At 66.8% G+C, this 25236-nt stretch carries 23 protein-coding genes and 1 riboswitch; of the genes, 11 read left to right on the top strand and 12 right to left on the bottom strand.

The genetic code is table 11. From position 1 onward, the window contains the following. Nucleotides 1-412 precede the first annotated feature (412 nt). Entirely contained in the window at nucleotides 413-1684 is a 1272-nt protein-coding gene (gene otnK, locus C5L14_RS22590) for a 3-oxo-tetronate kinase (protein ID WP_342588430.1), read from the top strand. A 1-nt stretch (nucleotide 1685) separates the two neighbouring features. Further along, entirely contained in the window at nucleotides 1686-2327 is a 642-nt protein-coding gene (locus tag C5L14_RS22585) for an aldolase (RefSeq protein WP_105864335.1), read from the top strand. Nucleotides 2328-2337: 10 nt separating this feature from the next. On the opposite strand, the gene cobM is transcribed toward C5L14_RS22585, so the two are convergent. The 3 genes from cobM to cbiE are packed head-to-tail and all read right to left on the bottom strand — an operon-like array spanning nucleotide 2338 to nucleotide 4725. Continuing rightward, the gene (cobM, locus tag C5L14_RS22580) at nucleotides 2338-3099 is read right to left on the bottom strand and encodes a precorrin-4 C(11)-methyltransferase (protein ID WP_105864334.1); all 762 of its coding nucleotides are present in this window, start codon (nucleotides 3097-3099) and stop codon (nucleotides 2338-2340) included. Nucleotide 3100: 1 nt separating this feature from the next. Continuing rightward, nucleotides 3101-3490, bottom strand: a complete 390-nt coding sequence (locus C5L14_RS22575) for a cobalamin biosynthesis protein (RefSeq protein WP_105864333.1) — start codon at nucleotides 3488-3490, stop codon at nucleotides 3101-3103. Continuing rightward, complete coding sequence (gene cbiE, locus C5L14_RS22570; RefSeq protein WP_105864332.1) at nucleotides 3487-4725, bottom strand: precorrin-6y C5,15-methyltransferase (decarboxylating) subunit CbiE; 1239 nt, start codon at nucleotides 4723-4725, stop codon at nucleotides 3487-3489. The genes C5L14_RS22575 and cbiE overlap by 4 nt, the downstream gene beginning before the upstream one ends. Before the next feature lie 219 nt (nucleotides 4726-4944). Here cbiE and C5L14_RS22565 point away from each other — a divergent pair, with 219 nt between their 5' ends. Next, the gene (locus C5L14_RS22565; protein ID WP_105864331.1) at nucleotides 4945-5736 is read left to right on the top strand and encodes a cobalt-precorrin-6A reductase; all 792 of its coding nucleotides are present in this window, start codon (nucleotides 4945-4947) and stop codon (nucleotides 5734-5736) included. Here the strand turns inward: C5L14_RS22565 and cobJ are convergent. The 7 genes from cobJ to C5L14_RS22530 form a co-directional block, all read right to left on the bottom strand. Next, nucleotides 5709-6458 carry a precorrin-3B C(17)-methyltransferase gene (cobJ, locus tag C5L14_RS22560; RefSeq protein ID WP_105864330.1) on the bottom strand — a complete coding sequence of 250 codons (750 nt, stop codon included), beginning with the start codon at nucleotides 6456-6458 and terminating at the stop codon, nucleotides 5709-5711. The two genes, C5L14_RS22565 and cobJ, sit on opposite strands and share 28 nt — an antisense overlap. A 72-nt stretch (nucleotides 6459-6530) precedes the next feature. Then, nucleotides 6531-7259: a precorrin-2 C(20)-methyltransferase gene (locus tag C5L14_RS22555; protein ID WP_105864329.1), complete on the bottom strand. Its 729-nt coding sequence runs from the start codon at nucleotides 7257-7259 to the stop codon at nucleotides 6531-6533. Continuing rightward, nucleotides 7256-7885, bottom strand: coding sequence for a precorrin-8X methylmutase (locus C5L14_RS22550; RefSeq protein ID WP_105864328.1), 630 nt, complete (start codon nucleotides 7883-7885; stop codon nucleotides 7256-7258). The genes C5L14_RS22555 and C5L14_RS22550 overlap by 4 nt, the downstream gene beginning before the upstream one ends. Continuing rightward, the gene (gene cobG, locus C5L14_RS22545) at nucleotides 7878-9248 is read right to left on the bottom strand and encodes a precorrin-3B synthase (protein WP_146126998.1); all 1371 of its coding nucleotides are present in this window, start codon (nucleotides 9246-9248) and stop codon (nucleotides 7878-7880) included. Before cobG ends, C5L14_RS22550 begins: the two co-directional genes overlap by 8 nt. Further along, entirely contained in the window at nucleotides 9245-12874 is a 3630-nt protein-coding gene (gene cobN / locus C5L14_RS22540; RefSeq protein WP_342588429.1) for a cobaltochelatase subunit CobN, read from the bottom strand. Before cobN ends, cobG begins: the two co-directional genes overlap by 4 nt. A gap of 39 nt (nucleotides 12875-12913) precedes the next feature. Continuing rightward, nucleotides 12914-13951 (bottom strand): cobalamin biosynthesis protein CobW, encoded by a 1038-nt coding sequence (gene cobW / locus C5L14_RS22535; RefSeq protein WP_245443508.1) that lies wholly within the window; start codon nucleotides 13949-13951, stop codon nucleotides 12914-12916. 8 nt (nucleotides 13952-13959) lie between these two features. Further along, on the bottom strand, nucleotides 13960-14514 hold the full coding sequence (locus tag C5L14_RS22530; protein WP_105864325.1) for a DUF1636 family protein: 555 nt from the start codon (nucleotides 14512-14514) through the stop codon (nucleotides 13960-13962). A 108-nt stretch (nucleotides 14515-14622) separates the two neighbouring features. After that, nucleotides 14623-14838: riboswitch (cobalamin riboswitch) on the bottom strand. Nucleotides 14839-14934: 96 nt separating this feature from the next. Between C5L14_RS22530 and C5L14_RS22525 the strand changes: the two genes are divergently transcribed. The 6 genes from C5L14_RS22525 to C5L14_RS22500 all read left to right on the top strand — a co-directional run bounded on the left by C5L14_RS22525 (nucleotide 14935) and on the right by C5L14_RS22500 (nucleotide 20454). Further along, complete coding sequence (locus C5L14_RS22525) at nucleotides 14935-15300, top strand: hypothetical protein (protein ID WP_105864324.1); 366 nt, start codon at nucleotides 14935-14937, stop codon at nucleotides 15298-15300. 392 nt (nucleotides 15301-15692) lie between these two features. After that, nucleotides 15693-16148, top strand: a complete 456-nt coding sequence (locus C5L14_RS22520) for a (2Fe-2S)-binding protein (protein WP_105864323.1) — start codon at nucleotides 15693-15695, stop codon at nucleotides 16146-16148. 4 nt (nucleotides 16149-16152) lie between these two features. Further along, nucleotides 16153-18342 carry a xanthine dehydrogenase family protein molybdopterin-binding subunit gene (locus C5L14_RS22515; protein ID WP_105864322.1) on the top strand — a complete coding sequence of 730 codons (2190 nt, stop codon included), beginning with the start codon at nucleotides 16153-16155 and terminating at the stop codon, nucleotides 18340-18342. Nucleotides 18343-18563: 221 nt separating this feature from the next. Beyond that, nucleotides 18564-19070 carry a bifunctional adenosylcobinamide kinase/adenosylcobinamide-phosphate guanylyltransferase gene (cobU, locus tag C5L14_RS22510; RefSeq protein WP_105864321.1) on the top strand — a complete coding sequence of 169 codons (507 nt, stop codon included), beginning with the start codon at nucleotides 18564-18566 and terminating at the stop codon, nucleotides 19068-19070. 12 nt (nucleotides 19071-19082) lie between these two features. After that, on the top strand, nucleotides 19083-19688 hold the full coding sequence (cobO, locus tag C5L14_RS22505) for a cob(I)yrinic acid a,c-diamide adenosyltransferase (protein ID WP_105864320.1): 606 nt from the start codon (nucleotides 19083-19085) through the stop codon (nucleotides 19686-19688). 103 nt (nucleotides 19689-19791) lie between these two features. Then, nucleotides 19792-20454 (top strand): phosphatase PAP2 family protein, encoded by a 663-nt coding sequence (locus C5L14_RS22500; RefSeq protein ID WP_105864319.1) that lies wholly within the window; start codon nucleotides 19792-19794, stop codon nucleotides 20452-20454. A 33-nt stretch (nucleotides 20455-20487) separates the two neighbouring features. Here C5L14_RS22500 and C5L14_RS22495 read toward each other — a convergent pair whose 3' ends face one another. Beyond that, the gene (locus C5L14_RS22495; protein WP_105864318.1) at nucleotides 20488-21390 is read right to left on the bottom strand and encodes a lipid kinase; all 903 of its coding nucleotides are present in this window, start codon (nucleotides 21388-21390) and stop codon (nucleotides 20488-20490) included. 230 nt (nucleotides 21391-21620) lie between these two features. After that, the gene (locus tag C5L14_RS22490; protein ID WP_428832647.1) at nucleotides 21621-22319 is read right to left on the bottom strand and encodes an ABC transporter ATP-binding protein; all 699 of its coding nucleotides are present in this window, start codon (nucleotides 22317-22319) and stop codon (nucleotides 21621-21623) included. Between the two features lie 78 nt (nucleotides 22320-22397). On the opposite strand from C5L14_RS22490, the gene C5L14_RS22485 reads away from it, so the two are divergent. Further along, a complete protein-coding gene (locus C5L14_RS22485) occupies nucleotides 22398-22988 on the top strand; it encodes an arylesterase (protein ID WP_105864470.1) in 591 nt (196 codons plus the stop codon). Between the two features lie 123 nt (nucleotides 22989-23111). Continuing rightward, nucleotides 23112-25148, top strand: a complete 2037-nt coding sequence (locus tag C5L14_RS22480) for a tetratricopeptide repeat protein (RefSeq protein WP_181161298.1) — start codon at nucleotides 23112-23114, stop codon at nucleotides 25146-25148. Nucleotides 25149-25236: the final 88 nt, after the last annotated feature.

Raw genomic sequence — 25236 nt, 5'->3', positions numbered from 1 at the left:
ACGCAACCAGGAGGAAGGACATCCACAATGCCGGGAATGCGAACATCGAATGGTCCAAACGCGACATTTCTGGCTGATCCGAGCCGGAAATGAGACTCCCGGAAGCGCGGACGACTTTTCCATAGGCACAGGGTTGTTTTGCTAGGCACTGGTTCTTTACCCTTCCCTCGATGGGGAGGGTATTGTCGCGCCTCATTCGCTCTAACTTAACGCCTCTAGCGTTTTGCGATTAGACGGAGTCACCTAGAATCGCAAAGACGCGTCAGAACAATGAGTTAGAGCAAATAAGCGTTCACGCTTGAACGCGCTTTGCTCTAGGGACGGGTCGTCGCGCGCCCGGGAGTCGCGCCCTGCCTTGCCAGCCACGCCCCCTCTTTCTATTGTCCGACAAGATGGGCGCCACCAGAGCGCGATGGAAGCAAGAAACGCCATGCTGTTGGGGGCCTTCGGAGACGATTTCACCGGTGCGAGCGACCTCGCCAACACGCTGGCGCGCGCCGGCATGCGGACTTCGCTCACCCTGGGCGTTCCCGCCGGCCCTGCCCCGGCCGATGACGAAGCGGTGGTGGTCGCGCTGAAGTCCCGCTCCATCGACCCGGCCGAGGCGGTGCGGCTTTCCCTGGGTGCGACCGCCTGGCTGAAGGCGAACGGTGCCCGCCAGATCCTGTTCAAATATTGCTCGACCTTCGACTCCACGCCTTCGGGCAATATCGGTCCTGTTGCCGAAGCTGTTCTCGCCGTGCTCGACGCCCCCCTGGCGCTGGTCTGTCCCGCCTTTCCCGGCACGGGCCGCACGCTCTACCAGGGCCATCTCTTCGTCCATGATCGCCTCCTGTCGGAATCGGGCATGGAGCGTCATCCCCTCACCCCGATGACCGATCCCGATATCCGCCGCTGGCTGCAGCGCCAGACGCCGCTGAAGGTCGGCCATCTGCCGCATGCCGTGGTGCGGGACGGAACCTCGTCGATCCGGAGCGCGCTTGCGGAAGCCGCAGGCCGCGGCGAGCGCCTGGTCGTGGCGGATGCCACCAGCAATGACGATCTCATCGCGCTGGGCGCCAGTCTTCGCGACCACGCCTTCATCACCGGCGCCTCGGGCATCGCCATGGGCCTGCCGGCCAATTACGGCATCGCCCCGGACCGGGCCACGCCGGCTTTCGTCGGCGCCGAGGGCCCGGCCGTCATCCTCTCCGGCAGCTGCTCGCAGGCGACCCGCCGACAGGTCGACATCTATGCCCAGGACCATCCGCACAGGGCCATCGATGCCGATGCCGTGATGAATGGCAGCCTCAAGCTCGATGCCCTTATCGATTTCATCGAGACTCACAGGAACGCCGCGCCGATGCTCTATTCCTCGGCCGATCCGGAAGCGGTTGCAGCGGCCCAGGCCCGCCATAGCCGGCAGGTCCTGGCCGAGCGCATCGAGGGCCTGTTCGCCGAACTCGCCCGCATAGCCATCGAGCGCGGCTTTACCAGGATCATCGCCGCAGGCGGCGAGACATCGGGTGCCGTCGCCGGCACGCTCGGCAATGCCGTCCTCGCCATCGGACCGGAAATCGATCCGGGCGTGCCCGCCTTGCAGCTGCGGGGGACGAAGCCGGTTGCGATGGCACTCAAATCCGGCAATTTCGGCGCCCCGGACTTCTTTGCCAAGGCCGTGACCCTGCTGGCCGGAAAGGCGTGAGATGCCGCAAGAAGAAGATCGCCTGCGCGAACAGCTCTGCCTCCTGGCAAAATCCCTGTTCGATCGCGGCTTCACCGTGGGCTCGAGCGGCAATATCAGCGTGCGCCTGCCCGACGGCTATCTGGTGACCCCGACCAATTCCTGCCTGGGACGGCTCGACCCGGCCAGGCTATCGCGCCTCGATGCGGAATGGCGGCATCGGGATGGCGACAAGCCCACCAAGGAAATCCCCCTCCATCGCGCCATGCTCGCAGCCAGGCCGCAGGCCGGGGCGGTGGTCCATCTGCATTCGACCTATGCGACGGCCATTTCCTGCCTCGACGATGTCGATCCTGCCGATGCCCTGCCGCCGCTCACGCCCTATTTCGTCATGCGCATCGGGCACCTTGCCGTCGTACCCTATACCGCGCCCGGCGATGCGGCCGTGGAGCGCCACATCGCCGCAGCGGCGCCCCGCCACAAGGCGATCCTGCTGGCCAATCATGGCCCTGTCATCGCCGATACCACGCTGGAGGCCGCCGTCCATGCGGCGGAGGAGCTGGAGGAAAGCGCCCGCCTCTTCATCGTCACCCGCGGCATGGCGGTGCGCACCCTGACGCCGGCCCAGGTCGGTGCCCTGGAAAGCCAGTTCGGCAAGGCTTGAGGACAGCTCGTCACCCCTCGAAGCCGCGATAGCGCCGCTTGTAGTCGGTGTCGTAGAGCGCGCTCTCGCGAAAATCCTCGGTGGCCAGCGTACGCCCGATCAGGATCAAGGCGGTGCGCTCCATCGGCTCGGCCGCAATCTTCTCCTCGATATCGCCGAGCGTGCCGGTGACGGCGCGCTCATCGGGCCAGCTTGCCCGGAAGACCACCGCAACCGGGCAGGCGCTGCCGTAATGCGGCATGGTTTCGGCCACCACGCGGGCCAGCGCATGGATGGAAAGATGCACCGCCAGCGTCGCGCCTGTCTGCGAGAAAGCCTCCAGCGTCTCGCTTTCCGGCATGGCCGAGGCCCGGCCCGAGGTGCGCGTCAGCACCACGGATTGCGCCACTTCCGGCAAGGTCAGTTCCTTGCCGAGTACGGCAGCCGCCGCAGCAAAGGAGGGCACGCCCGGGGTGATGGTGTAGGGAATGCCGAGGGCGCGCAGGCGGCGCGTCTGCTCGCCCAGCGCGCTCCAGATCGACAGATCCCCCGAATGCAGTCTGGCGACATCGAGGCCCTTTTCATGCGCCCGTTCGATCTCCGCCATGATCAGGTCCAGCGTCAGCGGCGCGGTATCGACCACGCGCGCATCCGCGGGCGCCAGCGCGATGATCTCAGGCGGCACCAGCGAGCCGGCATAGAGGCAGACCGGACAGCGGGCCACGAGATCGCGGCCCCTGACGGTGATGAGGTCGGGCGCACCGGGACCGGCGCCGATGAAGTGAACGGTCATGTCAGGCCTCGTTGACGGCAATGGCGCAGGTGGCGTTCGCACTGGCGATGCGCGCCCGCTTGAGGATGGATTGCGGGCCGGCGCCGGCGAGTGCCGCCGTCTCGGCCACGCTGCCGAGGCCGGTCAGCGCGACCACGCGCTCCGAGCGGGTCAGCACCCTCGGCTCGGCTGCTTCCAACGCGGCTTGGGGGATCAGCACCAGCGGCACGCCGAGGCTGGTAGCCGCCTCAGCCAGCCCCGCCTCGCCCTGCTTGAAGGCCGGCGCGAACAGCCCCGAAAGAGCGGCAAGCTCGAAGCCTGCCTCCTGCAGGGCCAGCCGGACGAGCGCTGCGATTTCCTCGGCCCTGCAGCCCTTGCGGCAGCCGAGGCCGGCGGCAACGAACGGCTTCATGGTCCAGGATTTCCTGGCTTGACCACGCTCCATTGCGTCACCGGCATCGCCGGGCGCCAGCCATGCATGCTGCCGACGGGCACCAGCCGCTCCACACCGAGGCGGATCAGATCGCCGCCATACTGGGCAAAACGCCGGGCGAGCGCCTGCTCGCTCTCCAGCGTGACGGCATTGGCGACGAGGCGCCCGCCGGGGCGCAGGGCCGTCCAGGCCGCCTCGAACACGCCATCGTCGCCCGTGCCGCCGCCGATGAAGACGGCGTCGGGGGTCTCGAGCCCCGCCAGGGCGGCCGGCGCCGCACCTGAGACCAGGCGCAGATGCGGTACGCCGAGATTGACGGCGTTGACCAGCGCACGCGTCGCCCTGTCGGCATTCTCCTCGATGCCGACGGCACGATTGGACGGATGGCGCAGCAGCCATTCGATGGCGACCGACCCCGCCCCGAGGCCGATATCCCAGAGCAATTGCCCCCTGAGCGGAGCCAGAGCCGACAGGGTAACGGCACGGATCTCCCGTTTGGTGAGCTGGCCGTCATGCTCGAAGAATTCGTCGGGCAGGCCGCCGGCGAGCGGCAGCGGCCGGGCACCGTGGCCGGCAACCACCTCGATGGCCAGGACGTTGAGCGGATCGATGCCATCGAGATCGAAGGCATCGGCCCGGGCGGAGCGGATCCTCTCGCCGCTTCCGCCCAGGCGCTCCAGCACGGTCAGGCGGGACGGGCCGAAACCAAGCTCGGTGAGGCGGGCGGCCGCCTTGGCGGCCGTGCGGCCGTCCCAGGTCAGGGCTAGGATGCGGGCATCGGGCTGGATATGCGCCACCAGCGTCTCGAACGGCCTGCCATGCAGCGAGATCAGGGCGCAATCCTGCTGCGCCCAGCCGAGCCGCGCGGCCGCCAGGGAGAAGGATGACGGCGCGGGATGGCAGGCCATCTCCGCGGGCGGAATGAAGCGCGCCAGCGTGGCGCCGACACCCCACAGAAACGGATCCCCGGACGCCAGCACCACGACGCGGCGCCCGCGTGCCGCCTTGATCGGGTCGATGGCCCCGGTCAGCGGACTCGGCCAGACGAGCCTTTTGGCCGCTCCTTCCGGCACCATGGCCAGGTGTCTGGCGCCCCCGACCAGCAGTTCGGCCCTGCCGACCACGGCGGCGGCCAGCGGCGACAGGCCGGCCATGCCGTCTTCGCCGATGCCGACGATGGACAGCCAGCGATCCGAGTGGTTGATAGGGCTCATCCGACCCTCAAGAGACGACAATGCATTCCCATCCTAATGCAGTTCACCCATAGCCGGGTGAAGCGGCCGTAGCTCGGAGTGCCGATCTTCAGATCGACATTCTTGAAAACACCGAAAAAAGATGTCGATCTGAAGATCGACACTCATCTCCGACAAACAAGGTCTTATGAGGTCAAGCCCGGCGATGACAAAGGTCGAACCAACTTGAATGACGCTTAAGTGACCCGTACCCATTCGCGCCCCCACGTCCTGCTGCTCGGCGGCACCAGCGAGGCTTCGGCCCTGGCCAAGCTGCTGGCCGCGCGCCCCGACATTCGGGCCATGGTGTCCCTTGCCGGGCGGACGATCAATCCCACCCCGCCTCCGATCGCCCATCGCATCGGCGGCTTCGGCGGCGTCGAGGGTCTTTGCGCTTTCCTCGACCAGCATGCGGTCACCGCACTCGTCGATGCCACCCATCCCTTCGCCGAACGGATGTCGGCCAATGCCGTCGAGGCCGCCCGGCGCATGGGCGTGCCGCTGCTGGCCCTGCGGCGTCCTGCCTGGCAGGCCGAGAGCGGCGATCGCTGGAGCGAGGTGCCGGACGCCGAGGCCGCGATGCAAAGGCTCGGCACCACGCCGCGTCGCGTCTTCCTGACCACCGGCCGTCTCGAACTGCCCGCCTTCCTGGCCGCGCCCCAGCATTTCTACCTGGTCCGCTCGGTCGACCCGCCGGAGGAGCTGCCGCCGCGGGCCAGGCTGATCCTTGCCCGCGGTCCCTTCGCGGAGGCAGACGAAATCCGTCTCATGCGCGAAGAGGCCATCGACATCCTGGTCACCAAGAATTCCGGCGGCAGCGCCACTTATGGCAAGATCGCCGCCGCGCGCCGTCTCGGCCTGCCGGTCATCCTGCTGCGCCGGCCGGAGAACGCCGAGGTGGAGACAGTGGCGACGGCGCCGGAGGCCTTGGCCTGGATCGAGCGGCAGGGATCGTCCCTGGGGTCTCACGCGTCCCACCGGCGGGGTGAATAGATCCAGGGCTCGGCCTTGCCGCGCTCGATCGACCGGGTCTGGGAGGAGCCGATCAGCACCAGCGTGCGCATGTCGACCTCTTCGGGTTTCACCGCCGACAGGCTCGTCACGATGATCTCCTCGTCCGGCCGACCCACGGCCTTGGCAAGCACCACGATGCGCTCGCCCGCATGGCGGCGCAGCACGTCGAAGGCCCTGCCGATCTGGTCCGGCCGAGCCTTGGAAGCCGGGTTGTAGAAGGCGAGCACGAAATCGCCCTCGACCGCCGCGATCAGCCGCTTCTCGATGATGGACCAGGGCTTGAGATTGTCGGACAGCGAGATCACGCAGAAATCATGCCCGAGCGGTGCGCCGAGCCGCGCGGCCGCGGCGAGGACGGCGGTGACGCCGGGAACCACCGTGATATCGAGATCGCGCCAGGCTGGATCGCCCGCCTCGACTGCCTCGAAAACCGCCGCCGCCATGGCGAAGACGCCGGGGTCCCCGCCCGAAACCACGGCGACACGCGCGCCGCCGGAGGCGAGGTCGAGGGCATGGCGGGCGCGGTCGACCTCGACCCGGTTGTCGCTGGCGTGGCGTTTTGCCGGGCTCGGCGGCACGCGGTCGACATAGGGGCCGTAGCCGATGATGTCGGTCGCCTCGGCCAGCAGCGCACTGGCTTCCGGCGTAACCCATTTCGCCGGCCCCGGCCCGAGGCCGATGATCATGACGCGGCCGGTCATGAGATTTCTCCCAAGCGCATTACCTCACCCTCCTCTGGAGGGGGAGGGTATGAGATCCGTCACGCGCCCTCCTCACAGCAGCCGTCCTTGGCCGGGCACCAGCAGCATGGCGAAATAGGGCGCGCCGGTGAAATCGGCCGGCGGCAGCTTCATGATCTTCTCGCCGGCCATGGTGCCGCGCTCGACATAGACGGTGCGGGCGGCGAGGCCCAGCTCTTCCAGCACGGCTCGCACTTTTGGAAAATGCCGGCCGAGTTTCATGATCACCGCCGCGTCGGCGAGTTCGAGATGGCGCTTGAGCGCTGCCGCGTCCAGCGTCGCCGGCAGCACGGTGAGGATGTCGTCGCCATAGGTGATGGGAGTGCGGGCCCGTGTCCAGCAGCCTGCCATGCCCGAGACGCCGGCGACCACCTCGGTCTCGTAGGAGGAGGCCAGGCGATGGAAGATCGGCATGAAGGAACCGTAGAAGAAGGGATCGCCTTCCGACACCACCACGACGTCGCGGCCGGCATCGAGGTGGCCGGCCAGCCGCCGCGCCGATTCGTCATAGAAGCCGCCGAGCGCCGAATGATAGGCGGGATCGGCGGCGGGCACTTCGGTCGTCATCGGATAGGCCAGCTTTTCCTCGATGACATCCTCGGCCAGAAAGCCGTCGATGATGGTGCGGCCATGGCCGCGCTGCCCCTGCTTGCAGAAATAGGCGACGACGGGCGCCGAGCGGATGAGCCGCGCCGCCTTCAGGGTCATCAGTTCGGGATCGCCGGGGCCGACGCCGACGCCATAGAGACGACCGGCGCTCATTCGATTTCGCTCGCCAGCGCGTTGATGGCCGCCGCGGTCATGGCGCTGCCGCCCTTGCGGCCACGCACGATCAGCCAGGGTACCTTGCCCCAGGCCTTGAGCTCGTCCTTGGATTCGGCGGCGCCGACGAAGCCGACGGGAATGCCGAGAATGGCGGCGGGCCTGGGAGCGCCTTTGTCGATCATGTCCATGAGATGGTAGAGCGCGGTGGGCGCATTGCCGATGGCGACCACGGCGCCGCCGAGGCGCTCGCGCCAGAGCTCCATGGCGGCGGCGGTACGGGTGTTGCCGATCTCGCGGGCGAGCTCGGGCGTGCGTGGATCGTCCAGCGTGCAGATCACGTCATTGTCGGCCGGCAGGCGGGCACGGGTCACGCCATTGGCGACCATCTTCGAATCGCACAGCAAGGGCGCGCCGGCCCTGAGCGCGGCGCGCGCGCTCGCCACCAGGTCAGCAGACATCTCGACATCGGCGGCGACCTCGACCATGCCGCAGGCATGGATGATGCGCACGACGACGGGGGCCTCGAGGGCCGAGAAGCGCGACAGGTCGCTTTCGGCACGGATCATCGCGAAGGAGCGGCGATAGATCTCGGCACCGTCACGGATATAGTCGCGTTCAGACATGGTCACTGCTCTTGAAACTGTTCTCAGTCAGGCGCTTGGTTAAAAACGCCATCAATTCGCCCAAAGACATCGGCTCCGTCTCGCTCGGCGCCTTGCTGTCGGCGTCGAAGGCGATGCCGTAGCGTCCCCCCTGCCCCACCAACGTGATGGAAGCCGGCGCGCGGCGCGCGCAGCCCTTGGCGCAGCCCGAGACATGCACGCTCGCTCCCCTTTCGACGAAGCCGGCCAGCACCGGCGCCAGCCTTGCGGCGTCGGCCTGCGCCGGCGCTTCGCCGGATAGACAAGAAGGGCTGCCGGGGCAAGCGGCAATGGCAAGCCGGGGGTCGCCGGGGTCGACGACGAGGCCGAGGGACGACACTTGCGTCGTCACGTCGACGGCAAGCGGCGCCAGCAGGATGGAGCGCCAGGGCGTCAGGCGCAGAGTCGCGCCATGCCGCGCCGCGATGGCCGCGAGGCCCTCGAGCTGGCCGGCGTCGAGCCGCCCAAAAGGCGCCGCGGCGGTGAAGAAGCCGGCGGGGTGGGGACCGGCAAGACGGGAGGGCGCAGCTGCCTTCTTTACCAAGTGGGGAAGGTGGCGTTGCGAAGCAACGGGGGATGGGGTGTGGTCCGCTAGCAGCACCCCAACCGGAAAGGACGTTGCCAACGGACCACACCCCATCCGACCCGACTTCGTCGGGCCACCTTCCCCACTTGGTGGAGAAGGCTGTTGCGCCTCGTTCAACAACCGCCCTACCACATCGCGCATGCGGCTCTCGTCGGGCTGGCGCAGGGCGAGGAAGCGTTCGGCGACACCGAGTGCAGCCTCCAGGGCCTCCTCCGCCCTCACCCATCCGAGGGTCTCCCCGCCGGCTTCCAGGCGGAAATGCCCATCGACCTCGGCCCTCAGCGCAATATCGGCCTCGACGCCGTCGAGCGGCAGCACGCCGCCGCCATCGAGCAGGAAACCGAACTTGGCCGGCAGAAAATGGAAACGCTCGTTTCCAATCAGCCTCAGCTCCAGCGCCCGGATCAAAGGCTGTATGTCGATCGGCGCGCTCGGATCGAGCCCCGCGAGCGGGCTCGCGATCACGTTGCGGACCTGTTCGGCGGCGGCACTGGCATCGAGCAAGGAGAGCTCGGCAAGCCGGTCGAGCAGCGGTTGCAGGGTCTCGTCGCTGACACCGCGCATCTGCAGATTGGCACGGGAGGTCAGGTCGACAAGGCCGTTGCCGAAGCGCCGGGCCGCCTCGGCCAGCGCGGCCGCGCGGTCCGGGATGAGATCCCCGCCAGTCAGGCGCACGCGCACGATCAGCCCGTCCCCGGAACGCATCGGCCTGAGTGCCCCTGGGCACCAGCCCTTGATCTGGCCCGACGATCCGCTCACGCCGCTCTCCCGGTTTCATCGAGCAGGCGGCTCGCCGAATTGCGGCGCGGCTGCCACAGGCCCCGACGGATCGCCTCCGCCAGTCTCGCCCGGATCGCCCGCCCCGCTGCCGGATTGGCTGAAGCGAGGAAGGCCGCGACCTCCTCGTCCTCGACATAGGCTTCGTGCATGCGGTCGAAGGCGGCATTGGTGACGATGCCGGCCGTCGCCGAAAAGGCGAACAGGCAATCCATGGCATTGGCCATCTCGGCGGCGCCGGCATAGCCATGGACCATCATGCCGTCGATCCAGCGCCGGCTGGCGGCCCGGCCGTGCACGAGACGGCCGACCTCCTCGCCGAGGCTGCGCAGGCGGGGCTTGTCCGGGTCCGAAAGATCGGCGTGATAGAGTGCGGCCTTGGCCCCGAGCGCCTCCAGCGCGGCGGCAAAGCCGCCCTGATGGGCGGCGAAGGTGACGTCATCGAGAATGTCGATCTCGCGGTGGTCCTGGCCATGGACGTGGGCATCGGCGGAGGCGACCCGCTCGGCGAAAATGGCCGGCACGGCATCGCCCTCGATGCCGGCGCCATAGGCATGGCTGCTGGCGGCGAGATAATCGCGGCCGAGATCGGCCCTGACATCCCAGGCTCCGCGCGCAATGCGATCGGTGATGCCTGCGCCATAGGCCGATGGCGCCGCGCCGAAGATGCGCAACGGACGCTCGCCGCTCGCCTTCGCCGCGGCGGCGAGCGGGTTCCATTCGGCGCTTTCGTTGAGGGCTGCCACAGCCCTGACGGCTTCGTCGAACAGCGTGATCTGCTGGGCGAACACGTCTCGGAACAGTCCGGAGATGCGCAGGGTCACATCGACGCGCGGCCGGTCGAGCCGGGCCTGTGGCAGGATCTCGAAGCCGGAGACACGGTTGGACCCGTTGTCCCAGACCGGCCTGACGCCCAGCAGCGCCAAGGCTTGGGCGAGATCGTCGCCACCGGTGCGCATGGTGGCCGAACCCCAGAGGTCGAGCACGATATTTTTGGGATAATCGCCGTGATCCTGAAGATAACGCTGGATTACGGCATCTGCCGCACGCGATCCAATCGCGTAGGCTGCACGAGTTGGAACCGCGCGCGGATCGAGGGTGGTGAGGTTTCGCCCGGTCGGCAGCACGTCGGCGCGCCCACGCGTCGGCGCCCCGGCAGGGCCGGGCCGCACGAAGCGTCCGTCGAGGCCGGCGAGAAGGCTGGCCATCTCGCTGTCGCCGCAGCTGTCGAGACGCGAGGCCAAAACCGGCCGCTCCTCCTCGCCGCAGGAGGCGGCCAGGACATCGAGGAGGTGGGCGCTCTCTTCCGGCCGCCGCCCGAAGACATGCAGCCCGTCGCGAATCTGCAACTCCTTGACGTCGCACAGGAAGGCGTCGAGGCGCGCCAGCGTCTCGTCCTCGTCCAAGCCCGGCGCGATGCCGCATTCGGCGGTGAGACCTGAAACCATCGCCCGCTCGATGATCTCGCGCCTGAGATAGGCCATGCGACGCTGGTCAAGGCCGTCGGCGCTGGCATATTCGTCGATCAGGCGCTCGACCTCGATGGCGGCGCCGGAAAGGCCGGCTTCCCGCAGGGGCGGGGTGAGATGACCGATGGTGACGGCGCCGAGCCGGCGCTTGGCCTGCGCCGCCTCGCCTGGATTGTTGACGATAAAGGGATAGAGCACCGGCACGGCACCGGCGGCCAACTCCGGAAAGCATTGGGCGGAGAGGGCGGCGGCCTTGCCGGGCAGCCATTCGAGCGTGCCATGCGTGCCCAGATGGATCATCGCGTCGATGCCGAAAACCTGGCGCAGCCACAGATAGAAGGCGAGATAGGCATGGCGGGGCGGCAGATCGGGCGAATGATGGTCGCCCTTGCGGTCGAGGGCCGAACCGCGGTCGGGCTGCACCGCCACCGCGACGTTGCCGCAGACATGCCCCGCGAAATGGAAGGCACCGTCGTTGCAGAGGGGATCGGCCGATGGGTCGCCCCACTGGACCGCGAGCCTGTCGCGGAGGGCGGCGGGCAGGGTGTCGAGCCAGCTGGAATAAGCGGAGAGCGGGAGAGAAAGCTCTTTACCCTCCTCTCGATGGGGAGGGTAAGAATCGATATCTTCTCCCGCGTCATGCCGGTTCCGTTCCATCTCCTGATGGAGCGACGAAGATTGGTCCAACAGCTCCAGCAGATCGGCACCGCTTTTCGGCTGGTCTCCGACCGCATAGCCCTCGTCCCGCAGCTGCTCCAGGATCGCCACGGCCGAGGCGGGCGCATCGAGGCCGACGGCATGGGCGAGACGGCCCTCGGCGCCTGGATAGTTCGAGAGAATCAGGCCGAGCCTGCGCTCCGCCCGGGCCTTGGCAGCCAGCTTTGCCCAGGCAGCGGCCTTGGCGGCCACGGCGGCGATGCGCCCGTCATGCGGGGCATGGGCGAGGCGGGTGAAGGCCCCCTCCTCGCGTTCGGCCTTGAAGGAGATCACGCCGGCCGAAAGGCGGCCGTCGAGCTCCGGCAGCGCGACATGCATGGCAAGGTCGCTGGCCGACAGCCCGCGGGTCGAAGCCTCCCAGGCCTCTTCGGCCGAGGAGCAGGTGATCACCTGCAGGACCGGGCAGCCGGCCACGTCGAGCGGCGAGGCGCCGTCATCGTCCAGGGCCGAGAAGGCAGTGGCATTGAGGATCACCGCCGGCTTGAGCGCCTCAAGCTGCCGGCGCACCCATTCGGCGGTTTCTCCGTCCTTGAGCGAACCGACATAGAAGGCCGACACGGCGAGCCCCTCGGCACCGAGTGCCCGCGCCAGGGCCTCGATCGGGGCGGTGTCGGCCGAGAGCAGGATGGAGCGGTAGAAGACGATGACGGCGCGCCCATACCCTCCCCTGGAGGGGGAGGGTCGAGGCGAAGCCTCGGGGTGGGGTGGGGAGATGTCGTCCTTGCAGGTCGAGCCGCCACCCCACCCCGGACCTACGGTCCGACCCTCCCCCTCCAGGGGAGGGTGTGGCGCGAACATCCCATATTTCGGCACGGCGACCGGCTCTTCCGGCTCGCCGAGATCGAGGCCGCCCAGCCTGGCGGCGTAGAGCAGCGAGGCCCGGGCATTCCGGGGGCCGCCTTCGCGCCAATAGAGCGAGAGCTTGTCCAGGGCCTCCTGCGGCACGGTGGAGAGTTGGGACAGGCGCCCGTCCGGCCTGGCGTCGCCGGGGATCAAGGCGAGCGCGATGCCATGGGTTCGCGCCGTCGCCGCCAGTTCCTCCGCGCCATAGCGCCAATAATCGAGGCCGCCGAGCAGGCGCACCACGATCGCCCTGGCATGGCGGGCGGTCTGATCGATGTAGAGATCCGTCGACATCGGATGGCGCAGCTTCTGCAGCGGCGCCAGGCGCAGATCGTCGAGGCCGGACGCGGCGGCCAGAGCGAGGTCGCTGTCGGTCAGCGAGGCGAACACGATCGCGCCCGGCGCCTGGCCGAGATCGACGGCGGCCTCGCTGGCATCGAGCGAACGCGTATCGGCCGGCAGCAGATGCATCAGGATGGTTCCGGACCGAAGAACAACGCCCGCCACCTTGTCATTGCCGGGCTTGACCCGGCAAACCAGCTCGCGTCGGAGCCGGATGCCCGGGTCAAGCCCGGGCATGACGAACAGGCAGGCGTCAAGGTATATCTCATCTTCGCTTTACCCCTCCAGCGTCTTGCGGATGCCGGCCTGGTCGATGCCCTTCTCGCCGATGATGACGAGGCGGCTCGAACGGGTTTCCTCCGGCGCCCAGGCGCGGTCGAAATGTTGCGAGAAGCGGGCGCCGACGCCCTGGACCAGCAGGCGCATCGGCTTGCCGTCGACAGCGACGAAGCCCTTGATGCGCAGGATGTCATGCTCCTCGGCCGCAGCCTTCAGCTTGCGCACCAAGGCATCGGCGTCGCGGATGGCCGGCAGGTCGACGACGAAGGTGTCGAAATCGTCATGGTCGTGCTCGGCCTCGTGGTCGTGATGGGAGGGACGCGCCTCCAGATCGTTCTCGGCCGCGGCCCCGAGCCCGAGCAGCACGGCCGCATCGATGCGGCCCTCGGAGGTGCGCACCACCTTGACGGCGCGCGGCACGGTCTTCTCGATGTCCTTCTCCACGCCGTCGGCCTCGCCGGCGGAGAGGAGATCGGCCTTGTTGAGCACGACCAGGTCGGCGCAGAGGAGCTGGTCCTCATAGACCTCCTCGAGCGGGTTGTCGTGGTCGAGGGAAGCATCGCCCTCGGCCTGGCGCTTCAGCTCTTCCGGATCGTCGGCGAAGCGGCCGGCCGCAACCGCAGCGCCGTCGACCACGGCGATGACGCCGTCCACGGTGACGCGCGAGCGGATCGCCGGCCAGTTGAAGGCCTTGACCAGCGGCTTGGGCAGAGCGAGGCCTGAGGTCTCGATCACGATGTGCTCGGGCGCATTCGGGCGCGCCAGGAGCGTCTCCAGCGCCGGCACGAAATCGTCGGCCACGGTGCAGCAGATACAGCCATTGGCGAGCTCGACGATCGCATCTTCCGGGCAGCTCTCGATGCCGCAGGACTTCAGGATGTCGCCATCGACGCCGACATCGCCGAATTCGTTGACGATCAGCGCCAGCCTGCGGCCATTGGCGGTGGCCAGCAGGTTGCGGATCAGCGTGGTCTTGCCGGCTCCGAGAAAGCCGGTGACGATGGTGCAGGGAACTTTCGCAGTCTCTGGTTTCACGGGGGCGTTCATTCGGCGGCGTCCTTGAGGGTGGGCTTCACTACCCTCCCCTGGAGGGGGAGGGTCGAGGCGAAGCCTCGGGGTGGGGTGACTTCTTCGCGTGGGCTTGCTGCTTTTTCCATCGGGGCCGGCGTATTTTCACCCCACCCCGGCCCTGGGGGCCGACCCTCCCCCTCCAGGGGAGGGTAAAGAACCTCCTGAATGGGCAAGGGTGGGATGCGCGCGATCATGCTGCGCTTGAAGACGTCGGGACGGCCGCGCCAGGGCATCAGGCCATCGCTGGAATGGGTCAGGAGATCGATCCCCGTGAGGATGTCGGGGCCGCTCTCGGCGGTGAGATCGCCGAAGACATAGGTCCAGGTACCGGGCGCCGACAAAGCCACCGTGCAGGACCGCTTGCAATTGCCCAGGCACTCGACCGGCTGCAGCTCGACGCCTTCGGGCAGCCTGCCGGCGAGTGCATCGCGCAGCCGGGCACCCTGGCGCGGCGCCTCGGGATCATCGCCCTCGCGCCTGCAGGTCACGCAAACGAGCAGCCGGACTGGGAGAGGTGTTTGTGGCATCGGCCCTGTTCATCGCCGCCGGAGCGGATGGAGGGCGCGGGACCGACGGCAGAGCCGGTGGTCGTCCGGGAAGACGGAACCGGCCTCCGAGGCGCCCCGCCCGGACCGGTGACAACAGTGCGACCGGCAGGTCTCCTGGCTCGCGGCTCATCGCCTCCCGCCGCCTTCCCGGTTGCCCAGTGGCTTCATGGCGGGACGCTTGCCGCTTACAGTTGCGGGGGCAGCCGCGGCTTTGGCATCCAAGGCAGCCTGGACCGGCCCCTCTTCTTCCGCACCGCATTCCCTCTTCTCTCTTAACGAGAGACCGATCGTGGCTGACATAAGGCGCGCGCGGGCGGGCTTGTCAATGTTCCCGCTTCCAAAGCGCGCGCAAAATCCGGCATAAAGAGCGGCAACGCCGCCCGCACGAACGAGATTGCCATGCTTGAAGAGAAGTCGCCGCCGACAGTGCCGGAGCCGCAAAAGATCGACGTCATCTTCCGCGGCGGTTCGGTGACGGCCATCGGCGTTGTGCTCGCCTTCTCGCTCGGCTTCCTCAACAACTGGGCCTCCCAGCCGGGAAGCTGGATCCCGGAGGACCTCGCAGCCGTCGCTTTCATCGGAGGCGGCATCGTCTTCCAGGTCTGGGCGCTGGCCGGCATGCTCTCGGTCAAATCACTGGAGGTGCCGGTCTATCGCCGCATCGTGCGCCTCTTCATGATCGGCCTCATTCTCGTCTCGATCGGCGTCCTGGTCGCCATCGCCGGCGACGCGCTCGGCTACAGCAAGATCTGGTTCAAGCAATAGGCCGCGGCCAGCTGACACTATGGTCGTGATTTGGCAGGGACATTGGGCTTGCGTCATTGCGAGCGCAGCGAAGCAATCCAGGAGCCATGAGCGACGCGCTTTACCAAAACTGGATTGCTTCGCTGCGCTCGCAATGGCGGAGGAAACGTCAGCGCAGTTGTAGCGACGACTGTGGTCTTCGTTCGCATCTTCATGATCCGCTCATTTTGGTCACTCTCGACGACGGTGTTTCTCGATCGCTTCCCACTGCACAAACTCTCACGTCTGCGTTACCTGTCACCCCGGCGCCATGATTGCCGCCACAATTTGGCCTTCCCGCAATCGCCCACCAGAAGGCCGACGCCGATGGGCCCGGATCTTCTGCCCGGCATCAGCCGCTGGAAGGCTCGCCCATGGTTGCCATCACCGTCAATTCGACCGCCCACCAGCTCGACATCGAGCCGGAAACCCCTCTGCTCTGGGTCCTGCGCGATGAACTCGGCCTCACCGGTACCAAGTTCGGCTGCGGCATCGCCCAATGCGGCGCCTGCACCGTCCATGTGAATGGTGCCGCCATCCGTTCCTGCCAGACTCAGGTCGGTGACGTCGACGGCGCCACCATCACCACGATCGAGGGCCTGTCGGCGGATGGCAAGCATCCGGTCCAGCAGGCCTGGCTGGCCGAGGACGTGCCGCAATGCGGCTATTGCCAGTCGGGCCAGATCATGGCTGCCGTCGCCTTCCTGAAGGATACGCCCGCCCCGACCGACGCCGATATCGACAATGGCATCACCAATATCTGCCGCTGCGGCACCTATCCGCGCATTCGCGCGGCGATCCATCGCGCCGCCGAACTGATGAAGGGGTGAGGCCATGAACGCGATCGACCGCTCCTCGACCGCCCTGAGCCGGCGCAGCTTCCTGGCCATCGGCCTCTCGGCCGCCGGCGGCCTGATGATCGGCGGCTTCATCCCCGATGCCGCGCAGGCTCTGACCATTGCCGACCAGCCCTGGGCCGGCACGGCCACCGAAGGCGAGATCAATGCCTGGATCCTGATCGAGCCCGACGACACCGTGATCATCCGGGTGGCGCAATCGGAAATGGGCGAGGGCATCTTCACGGCCCTGCCGATGATCGTTGCCGAGGAACTCGGCTGCGACTGGGCCAAGGTGAGGCCCGAATACGCCTCGGCCAGCCGGAATTTGCGCGAGAACACCGTCTACAAGCGTATGGGCACCGGCGGCTCCGGCGCCGTGCGCCGCTCGCGCGAATTCCTGCAGGCCGCCGGCGCCAATGCCCGCGAAAGGCTGGTGCAGGCCGCCGCCGCGCGCTGGCAGGTGCCCGCCGAAAGCTGCAGCGTCGATGCCGGCAAGGTGCTGCACAAGGCGAGCAACCGCAGCTTGCGCTTCGGGGAACTGGCCGGCGAGGCCGCCAAGGTCGCACTGGCCAGGGAGCCGACGATCAAGACGCCCGAGCAGTTCACGCTGATCGGCAAGCCGCTGGCGCGCCTGGATACGCCGCCCAAGCTGACGGGGGCGGCGAAATTCGGCATCGATATCCGCCTGCCTGATATGGTCTATGCCGCTGTGGTCACCTGTCCCGTCTTTGGCGGCCGTGTGAAATCCTATGACGAGGCCGCCATCAAGGGCCGGCGCGGCATCCTGGCCGTGGTGCCGATCGAGGGCGGCCTCGCCGTGGTAGCGGACCGGTTCTGGCGCGCCAAGGAAGCGGCGCTCGCCTTGCCCGTGACATGGGACGAGGGCTCGGCCGCCGACACGGACAGCAAGCGCTTCGATGCCGACTATGTCGCCGCCCTCGACGGCCCCGCCGTCACGGCGCGCAAGGAGGGTGACGTCGACGCCGCCCTTGCCGGCGGCAAGCGTGTGGAGGCCCTCTATCAGGCGCCGCATCTGGCCCATGCGCCGATGGAGCCGCTCAATTGCACCGCCCATGTCCATGACGGCAAGGTCGAGGTCTGGATGGGCACGCAGAACCCCGACATGGCGCTCCAGCTCGCCGCCAAGGCGGCAGGCGTCGCGCCCTCCGCGGTGGAAATCCACAACTGCTTTCTCGGCGGCGGCTTCGGCCGGCGCGCCGTCAACGACGAGCTCGTGCAGGCAGTGACGGTGTCGAAGGCGGTGGGCAAGCCGGTCAAGCTGGTGTGGACGCGCGAGGAGGATATGCGCCACGACCGCTATCGCCCCCAGGCTGCCATCCGCTTCCAGGCATCCCTCGGCGAGGACGGCCTGCCGGCAGCGATCCATGTCCGCACCGCCGTCGGCTCCATCCAGCGCTCGCTCGGCTGGGGCAAGGTGGAGAACGGCGTCGAACCCTCCGCCGTCGAGGGCCTCGCCAACATGCCCTACCGCACCGGCGCGGCCCAGATCGACTGCATCCTCAAGAACACCCATGTGCCGGTGATGTTCTGGCGCTCGGTCGGCTCGTCCCAGAATGCCTTCGCCCTGGAGAGCTTCATCGATGAAATGGCGCTGGCCGCCGGCCAGGATCCCTATCGCTTCAGGCGCAAGCTGCTCGAGGGCAAGCCGGATTTTCTCGCCGTACTCGATACGCTGGCCGAGAAGAGCGACTGGGGCAAGCCGCTGCCCAAGGGCCGGGGGCGCGGCATCGCCATCCACGAATCCTTCGGCACCATCGTCGGCGAAGTGGTGGAGCTCGCCGTCAGCCCCAAGGGCGAGGTGAAGGTCCAGCGCGTGGTGGCGGCCGTCGATTGCGGCCATGTCGTCAATCCGCTCACCGTGGAGATGCAGATCGAGAGCGCGGTGGTCTATGGCCTGTCTGCCGCGCTGTTCGGCGAGATCACCATCGAAAAGGGCGCGGTGGTGCAGGGCAATTTCGACGACTATCAGGTCGCCCGCCTGGCCGATACACCGCCGATCGAGACCCATCTCGTTCTCAGCGGCGGCAAGAAATGGGGCGGCATCGGCGAGCCCGGCACGCCGCCGATCGCTCCGGCTGTCTGCAACGCGATCTTCGCCGCCACCGGCAAGCGCATCCGCAGCCTGCCGGTCAAGAACACCGACCTCAAATGGGGGCCGGTGTGAGATTGTTCAGAGCGCGGACTTTAAAAGTCCATAGGCGCTCGGTTTAAGCGAGAAGTGCGACGCCAGCCCCCCTTCGCTCCGTTCTTACGGGGCGAGGAGACTTGCGCGCCGAGCCTCATCTCCAACACGACCGTCTCGCTCAACCCTTGAATTATCGCCCGTGAACTTTGTAAGTCCGCGCTCCCCTTGCCTTCCTGCCCGAGACCCGGCAGGAAGGCGCCATGTCCTCTGCCCGACTCACTCTGGTCCTCGGCGGTGCGCGTTCCGGCAAGAGCCGGCATGCGGAGAGCCTGATATCGGCCCATCCCGCCCCCTGGACCTATATCGCCACCGCGCAGGCCTTCGACGACGAGATGCGTGAGCGCATCGGCGAGCACCAGGCCCGGCGCGACGCCAACTGGCATACGGTCGATGCGCCTCTCGCCTTGCCGGAAGCTCTCGCGGCAACACGGGGGCCCGTGCTCGTCGACTGCCTGACGCTCTGGCTCACCAATCTCATGCTGGGCGGCCATGACCTCAAATCCGCCTTTCTCGCGCTGCAGGAAGCGCTCGAGGCCGTATCCGGCCCGGTGGTGATGGTGACCAACGAGGTGGGCCTCTCCATCGTGCCGGACAATGCCCTCGGCCGGGCCTTCCGGGACGAGCAGGGCCGGCTCAATCAACGGATCGCTGACATCGCCGACCGGGTGATCTTCATGGTCGCAGGCCTGCCGATGGTAGTGAAGTAATTGGAAGCTGACATGACCGACGATGCTGCCCGCCACAAGGCGAAGATGGAAAAGCGCAAGGCCGTGCAGGATGCCGAAGTCGCTTCCAAGACCATCACCGAAAAAGGCCTCCTGATCGTCAATACCGGCCCCGGCAAGGGCAAGTCCACAGCCGCCTTCGGGCTGATCATGCGCGCGCTCGGCCATGGCTGGCGCATCGGCGTGGTGCAGTTCATCAAGGGGGCCTGGTCGACCGGCGAACGCAAGGCGCTGGAGCGCTTCGACGACCTGGTGACCTGGAAGAGCATGGGCGAGGGCTTCACCTGGGAGACCCAGGACCGCGAGCGCGACGTCGCTGCCGCCGGGCGGGCCTGGGAAGCGGCCAAGGCCATGCTGACGGATCCCGCCATCCGCCTTCTGGTGCTCGACGAGATCAACATCGCCCTGCGCTACGACTATCTCGACCTCACCGAGGTGGTGGAAACCCTGAAGGCGCGCCGGCCGGACCTGCATGTCGTCGTCACCGGCCGGAACGCCAAGCCGGAGATGATCGAAGCCGCCGACCTGGTGACCGAGATGACGCTGGTGAAGCATCACTTCGCCGCCGGCGTGAAGGCCCAGCAGGGCATAGAATTTTGATGATTGGAGACGGTGCTTGTCACCCCCGGCAAGGCCGCAGGCCTTGGGAAGGAGATGACAGCCCGCTCCAGCATTGCATCGTCAGCAGAGTCCCTCAGCCCTCATGATCCAACCCCATCCCGAGCGTTCGGCGCTGGTCGCCATCCTCTGCGTCGCCGGCGCGGCCCTGATCTTCGCCGTACTGGCCGGCCTGGTCACGCAGGGCGGCACGGAGGCCTTCGATCGCGCCATCCTTCTGATGATGCGTAATCCCGCCGATCTCACCGATCCGCTCGGGCCGGGCTGGCTCGAGGAAATGATGCGCGATTTGACCGGCCTCGGCGGCGTCGGCGTGCTGACGCTGACCACCCTGGTCGTGGCGGGTTTTCTCGCCCTTTCGGGATCGCCGCGCAGCGCCGTCTTCGTCATCCTCGCCATCGGCAGCGGCATCCTGATGAGCTCGCTCCTGAAATACGGCTTTGACCGGCCGCGGCCGGACCTGGTGACCCATGGCGCCCGGGTCTATACGTCGAGCTTTCCCAGCGGCCATTCCTTCATGTCCGCCACCGTCTATTTCACCCTCGGCATCATGCTGGCCCGCAGCTTCCGCGTGCGGGCCCTGTCGATCTACATCATGGTGGTGTGCACGCTGCTGACCTTCGCCGTCGGCGTCAGCCGCATCTATCTCGGCGTGCACTGGCCCACCGACGTGATCGCCGGCTGGGTGATCGGGGCCGGCTGGGCGCTGTTCTGCTCGCTCCTGGCGCAGCGCCTGTGGGGCTATTGACCATAAGGTGGGGGCAGCTCCGTTCCGCCTTTCCTATTTCCCGCTTTTCACCGGCGGCGCATAGACTTCGATGGCATGGCGCCTGAGCTTGAAATGCGCCGGCGTCCAGGTGGTGAGTTCGCCGTCGGTGTTGACCGGGCGCGGCCGGTTGGTGCGGATCACCAGTTCGGTGGTGCCGAAAGCCCTGACGTCGTCCCACTGGCCATGAGTGCCCTTGCGCAGGCTCGGCAGCAGCTTGAGCAGGCGCCACCAATGGTCGACTTCCAGGCTGTAGAAATCGAGCTTGCCGTCATCGGCCGTGGCGGTCTGCTCCACGGTCATGCCGCCACCGTAATATTTTCCGTTGCCGACCGAGACCTGCAGGGTCTTGATCTTCTCGGTGGTGCCGTCATGGTCGAGATAGGCGGTGAAGAGCTGCGAGCGCGCCAGCAGCCGGGCGGCCACGATGCCGTAGCCGAGCTTGCCGAACATCTTCTTGGCATTCTCGGAGAGTTCGGCGGCCAGGTCCGCGCTGAAGCCGATGCTGGCCACGTTGAAATAAAGCTGGCCATTGACCTCGCCGAGATCCATCGGCCTGGGCTGCCCGGTTACGATGAGCTCGGCGGCCTTCAGGGGATCGGCCGGGATCTCGACGGTGCGGGCGAAATCATTGGCGGTACCGAGCGGCAACACGCCGAGCGGCAGGCCCGTTTCCATCAGCCCCCGAGCGGCGGCGTTGAGACTGCCGTCACCACCGCCGACGATGACGAGGTCACATTCGTCCCGGCGGCGCAAAATCACGTCGGCGATCTTCTCATTCCCTTCCGGGCTCGCTTCGATGAGATGGATGCCGCCGGTTTCCAGCACCTTGCGGATCGCATCGGTGCCCTTGCCGCCATTGCGCGCGTTGGGATTGACGATGAAGAGGGCGCGCCTGCCCTGCTGTGAATCAACCATACCCTGCCCCAATCTCCCTCGCGCGGAGCGCGAGACCCGTAAAAAAGAGCGACCTAACGGGCAATCTGGTTCATTCCATGGCCATCGTCCCCGCAAGGTCACGGGGGAAACATGGTGTGCCGATCTCCAGATCGGCATCGGCCCCTCCGATATAAGAGACGTTTCCGACATGCCGATCCCGCTCCATCAAGGGATGGAGCTGAGGAGATCGGTACACCAGCTCCCGCGCCTTACTCCGCCGCTTCCACCTTCGTTGCCTCGTCCGCCTCGATATGGCCGGAACGGATGCGAATCATGCGGTCGCAGCGGGCGGCGAGGCCGAGATCATGCGTCACCAGCACGAGGGTGGCACCGCGCTCGCGCTTCAAACGGAACATCAGCTCGACGATACCCGCACCCGTGCCCTCATCGAGATTGCCGGTCGGCTCGTCGGCGATCAGGATGGCCGGCTCGGGCGCCAGGGCGCGCGCCAGCGCCACGCGCTGCTGCTCGCCGCCCGAGAGCTGGGCGGGATAATGGGCTTGGCGTGCGCCGAGGCCCACCGCCTCCAATTCGGCCTCCGCCCGGACGAAGGCATCGCGCCGCCCGGCCAGTTCCAGCGGCACGGCGACGTTTTCGAGCGCCGTCATGGTGGGGATGAGATGGAAGGACTGGAAGACCACGCCGATATGCCGCCCGCGAAACTTGGCGAGGCCATCCTCGTCGAGGACGCCGAGATCCTGCCCGGCGATGCGGATGCTGCCGCTATCGGGCCGCTCCAGGCCGCCCAGCGTCATCAGCAGGGTGGATTTGCCCGAACCGGAGGGGCCGACGAGGCCGACCGCTTCCCCCTGCCTTATTTTCAGCGTAACGCCCTTGAGAATGTGAACGCGCGCCGCGCCGGTGCCGAGGCTGAGATGGACGTCGGCCAGATCGATCGCTTCGTTCATTCGCATCCTGCCTGAAAGGTTTTCGTGATCGTGACCCGTGTCTATGCATCGATTGTGGCAATTCTCACATTGCTTGTCATGACCCCCCTTGCGGCCGCCTCGGCTGCGGCCGAGCCGCTGCGGCTGGTGGCCCTGGGCGACAGCCTCACCGCAGGCCTCGGGCTGGAAGCCAGGGACGCCTATCCCGCCAAGCTGCAGGCGGCCCTCGCCAGGCTCGGCCTCGAAGTGGCGATCGACAATGCCGGCGTCTCCGGCGACACCACCGATGGCGGCCTTGCCCGGCTCGACTGGTCGGTGCCCGACGGCACCAAGGCGGTGCTGCTCGAACTCGGCGCCAACGACATGCTGCGCGGGCTCGATCCCAAGCTCGCCCGGTCCAATCTCGCCGCCATCCTGGAGCGACTCAAGGAGCGCAAGATCCCGGTCCTGCTGATGGGCATGCGAGCCGCGCCCAATCTCGGCGCCGACTACCAGAAGACGTTCGACGCGATCTATCCCGATCTCGCTAGGCAATATGGGGCGGAACTCTATCCCTTCTTCCTCGACGGGGTCGCCGGCACGCCCGGCCTCAACCAGCCCGACGGCATGCATCCGACCGCCGCCGGCGTCGATGCGATCGTCACCAGGCTGACGCCGGTGGTGGCTGAGTTCGTCAGGAAATTGCGCTGAACGATCGTCGTACGGCTCCGAAGGCGTGGCTGGGTAAGTGCCAAACTGAAGGTTGTTTCGAACGTTACTCGTATCCCGCCTCGCCCATGGCAAACTCGCTGCCCCTCGATGGATGGGAGCGAGATGACCAGTCTTTCCAACGGTGGTCGGCGGCTGACGGCAGCTATCGCCTCGAAACGCATCCTCGTCGCCGGCTTGATGGCGATCGCTGCGGGTGTGGTACCGGGCAAGGTCCTGGCCGACGACGCGGCGCAGCACTGTTATGATCCCAAAGCTGCGGCGGATCTGATCGTGCAGGCCTGCACGGCCGTGATCGCTTCCAAGAGCGAGACCGGATCCCGCCTGGCCGAGGCTTACCGCCGCCGCGGCGCTGCCCATAACGACAGGGATCAATATGAACAAGCGATCCAGGATTTCGACCAGGCGATCGCCTTGAATCCGCAGGATGCCGAGGCCTTGACGTACAGAGGCAAGGTTTTCCTGCATAGGAACGAGCCTGATCGAGCTCTCGAGGATTTCGACCGGGCCCTGCGTCTCGAGCCGGGCGACGGCGAGGCGCTTGGAGGTCGCGGCGCCGCGCTGGTGCTCAAAGGCGACTATGGCCGCGCCATCGTCAATCTCGATGAAGCGCTGCGGCAGACACCCGATAACGACTATACCCGCTTCTATCGCGGCCTCGCCCACACAAGGCTGCAGCATTACGATCTGGCTATCGCGGATCTAGACCAGGTTATCCGCCACCAACCCGACAACGCCAATTCCTATACCACCCGCGGCGTCAATTATCTTGGCAAGCGCCAGTACGAACAGGCCATCAAGGATTTCAACGAGGCTGACCGGCTCATGCCGAACGACGCTCTGATCCTGGGCAATCGCGGCTCGGTCCTGGTAAAAGCCGGTCAGTATGAGCGTGCCATCTCCGATCTTGATCGGGCCATCAGGCTCAAGCCCGATGAGGCGAACAACTTCACTAACCGTGGCTCAGCCTTTGGCAATCTCGGCCAGTTCGATCGTGCGATCCAGGATTTCGACCAGGCTATTCGCCTCGACCCGAATAATCTCGACGCGCTTCGAGGGCGGGGCTGGATCTATTCAGAAGGGGGGAACCCCGACCGCGCCTTGGAGGACCTGAACAAAGTCCTTCTCCTGTCGCCGGACGATGCCGCCCTGATCATCCGCGGCATGACCTATATCGCCAAGAAGTACTACGATCGGGCCCTTCAAGATCTCAACCAAGCCGTCAGCCTCAAGCCGGACTCTGCCGATGCCTACCTCAATCGCGGTGCGGCCTATGTCAAAGCAGGCCAGGTCACCCGCGCCATCCAGGATCTCGACGAGGCCATCCGGCTGAAGCCGGACGATGCCATAGCCTTCTACAATCGTGCCTCGGCCTACAGGCTATTGGAGGACTATGACTGCGCGCTCCAGGACTATGACCGGGCGATCGCCCTGCAAGCGCACGCGAACTTTTACCGAGACCGCGGCACAGTTTTGGTGACCATGAAGCAGTACGACCGAGCCATTCAAGACTACGACGATGCTTTTCGGCTCAATCCGGCCGATGCTGAGATCTTGGAGGGGCGCAGCATCGCGAATTTCGAGAGCGGTCATTACGATCGTGCCATAACCGATCTCGACCGCCTGTTGCAGCGCAAGCCTGGCGACGCGAGCGCCCTGATTAATCGCGCTGCCGTCTATGTCAGGCTTGGCGAGCTCGACCACGCGCTCCAGGATCTCGACCGAGCCATCGTGCTGGCGCCGGACGAGCCCAAGGCCTATCTCAATCGTGGCGCCGCCTTTAACGATTTGGGTCAATATGACCGCGCCATCCAGGATCTCGACCGGGCGATCGATCTTGAATCGGACAGTGCCCTCGCTTTTGCCGGCCGCGCCGCGGCCTATAGCAACAAGCGCCTGTATGATCGCGCGCTCAAGGATTACGACCGGGCTATCGCCCTGGATCCCGATACCGCCAGTTACTATCGCGATCGCGGTGCGGTTTTGGCCGCCAAGGGCCGGTACGATCTCGCCATCCGCAATTATGACGACAGCCTGCGGTTGAAACCCGGCGACGAGAAGGCCCTGCGCTGGCGTGCGGACGCGCAAAGGCAGCTCGACCGTAAGAAGAGCCGCAAACCAAAAGGGGCCGAGGCACGATGACACGCCCAGGACGGCGCTGAACCTGTCCGAAAATTGCTATAGACCTTACGGACGATGGCGCCTCTCGCTTCGCGGCAGGGGGGGCGAG

Origin of the sequence: Labrys okinawensis, assembly GCF_002982075.1 — a bacterium.
GTDB lineage: Bacteria > Pseudomonadota > Alphaproteobacteria > Rhizobiales > Labraceae > Labrys > Labrys okinawensis_A.
This window is presented reverse-complemented; position numbering and strand designations above follow the sequence as displayed.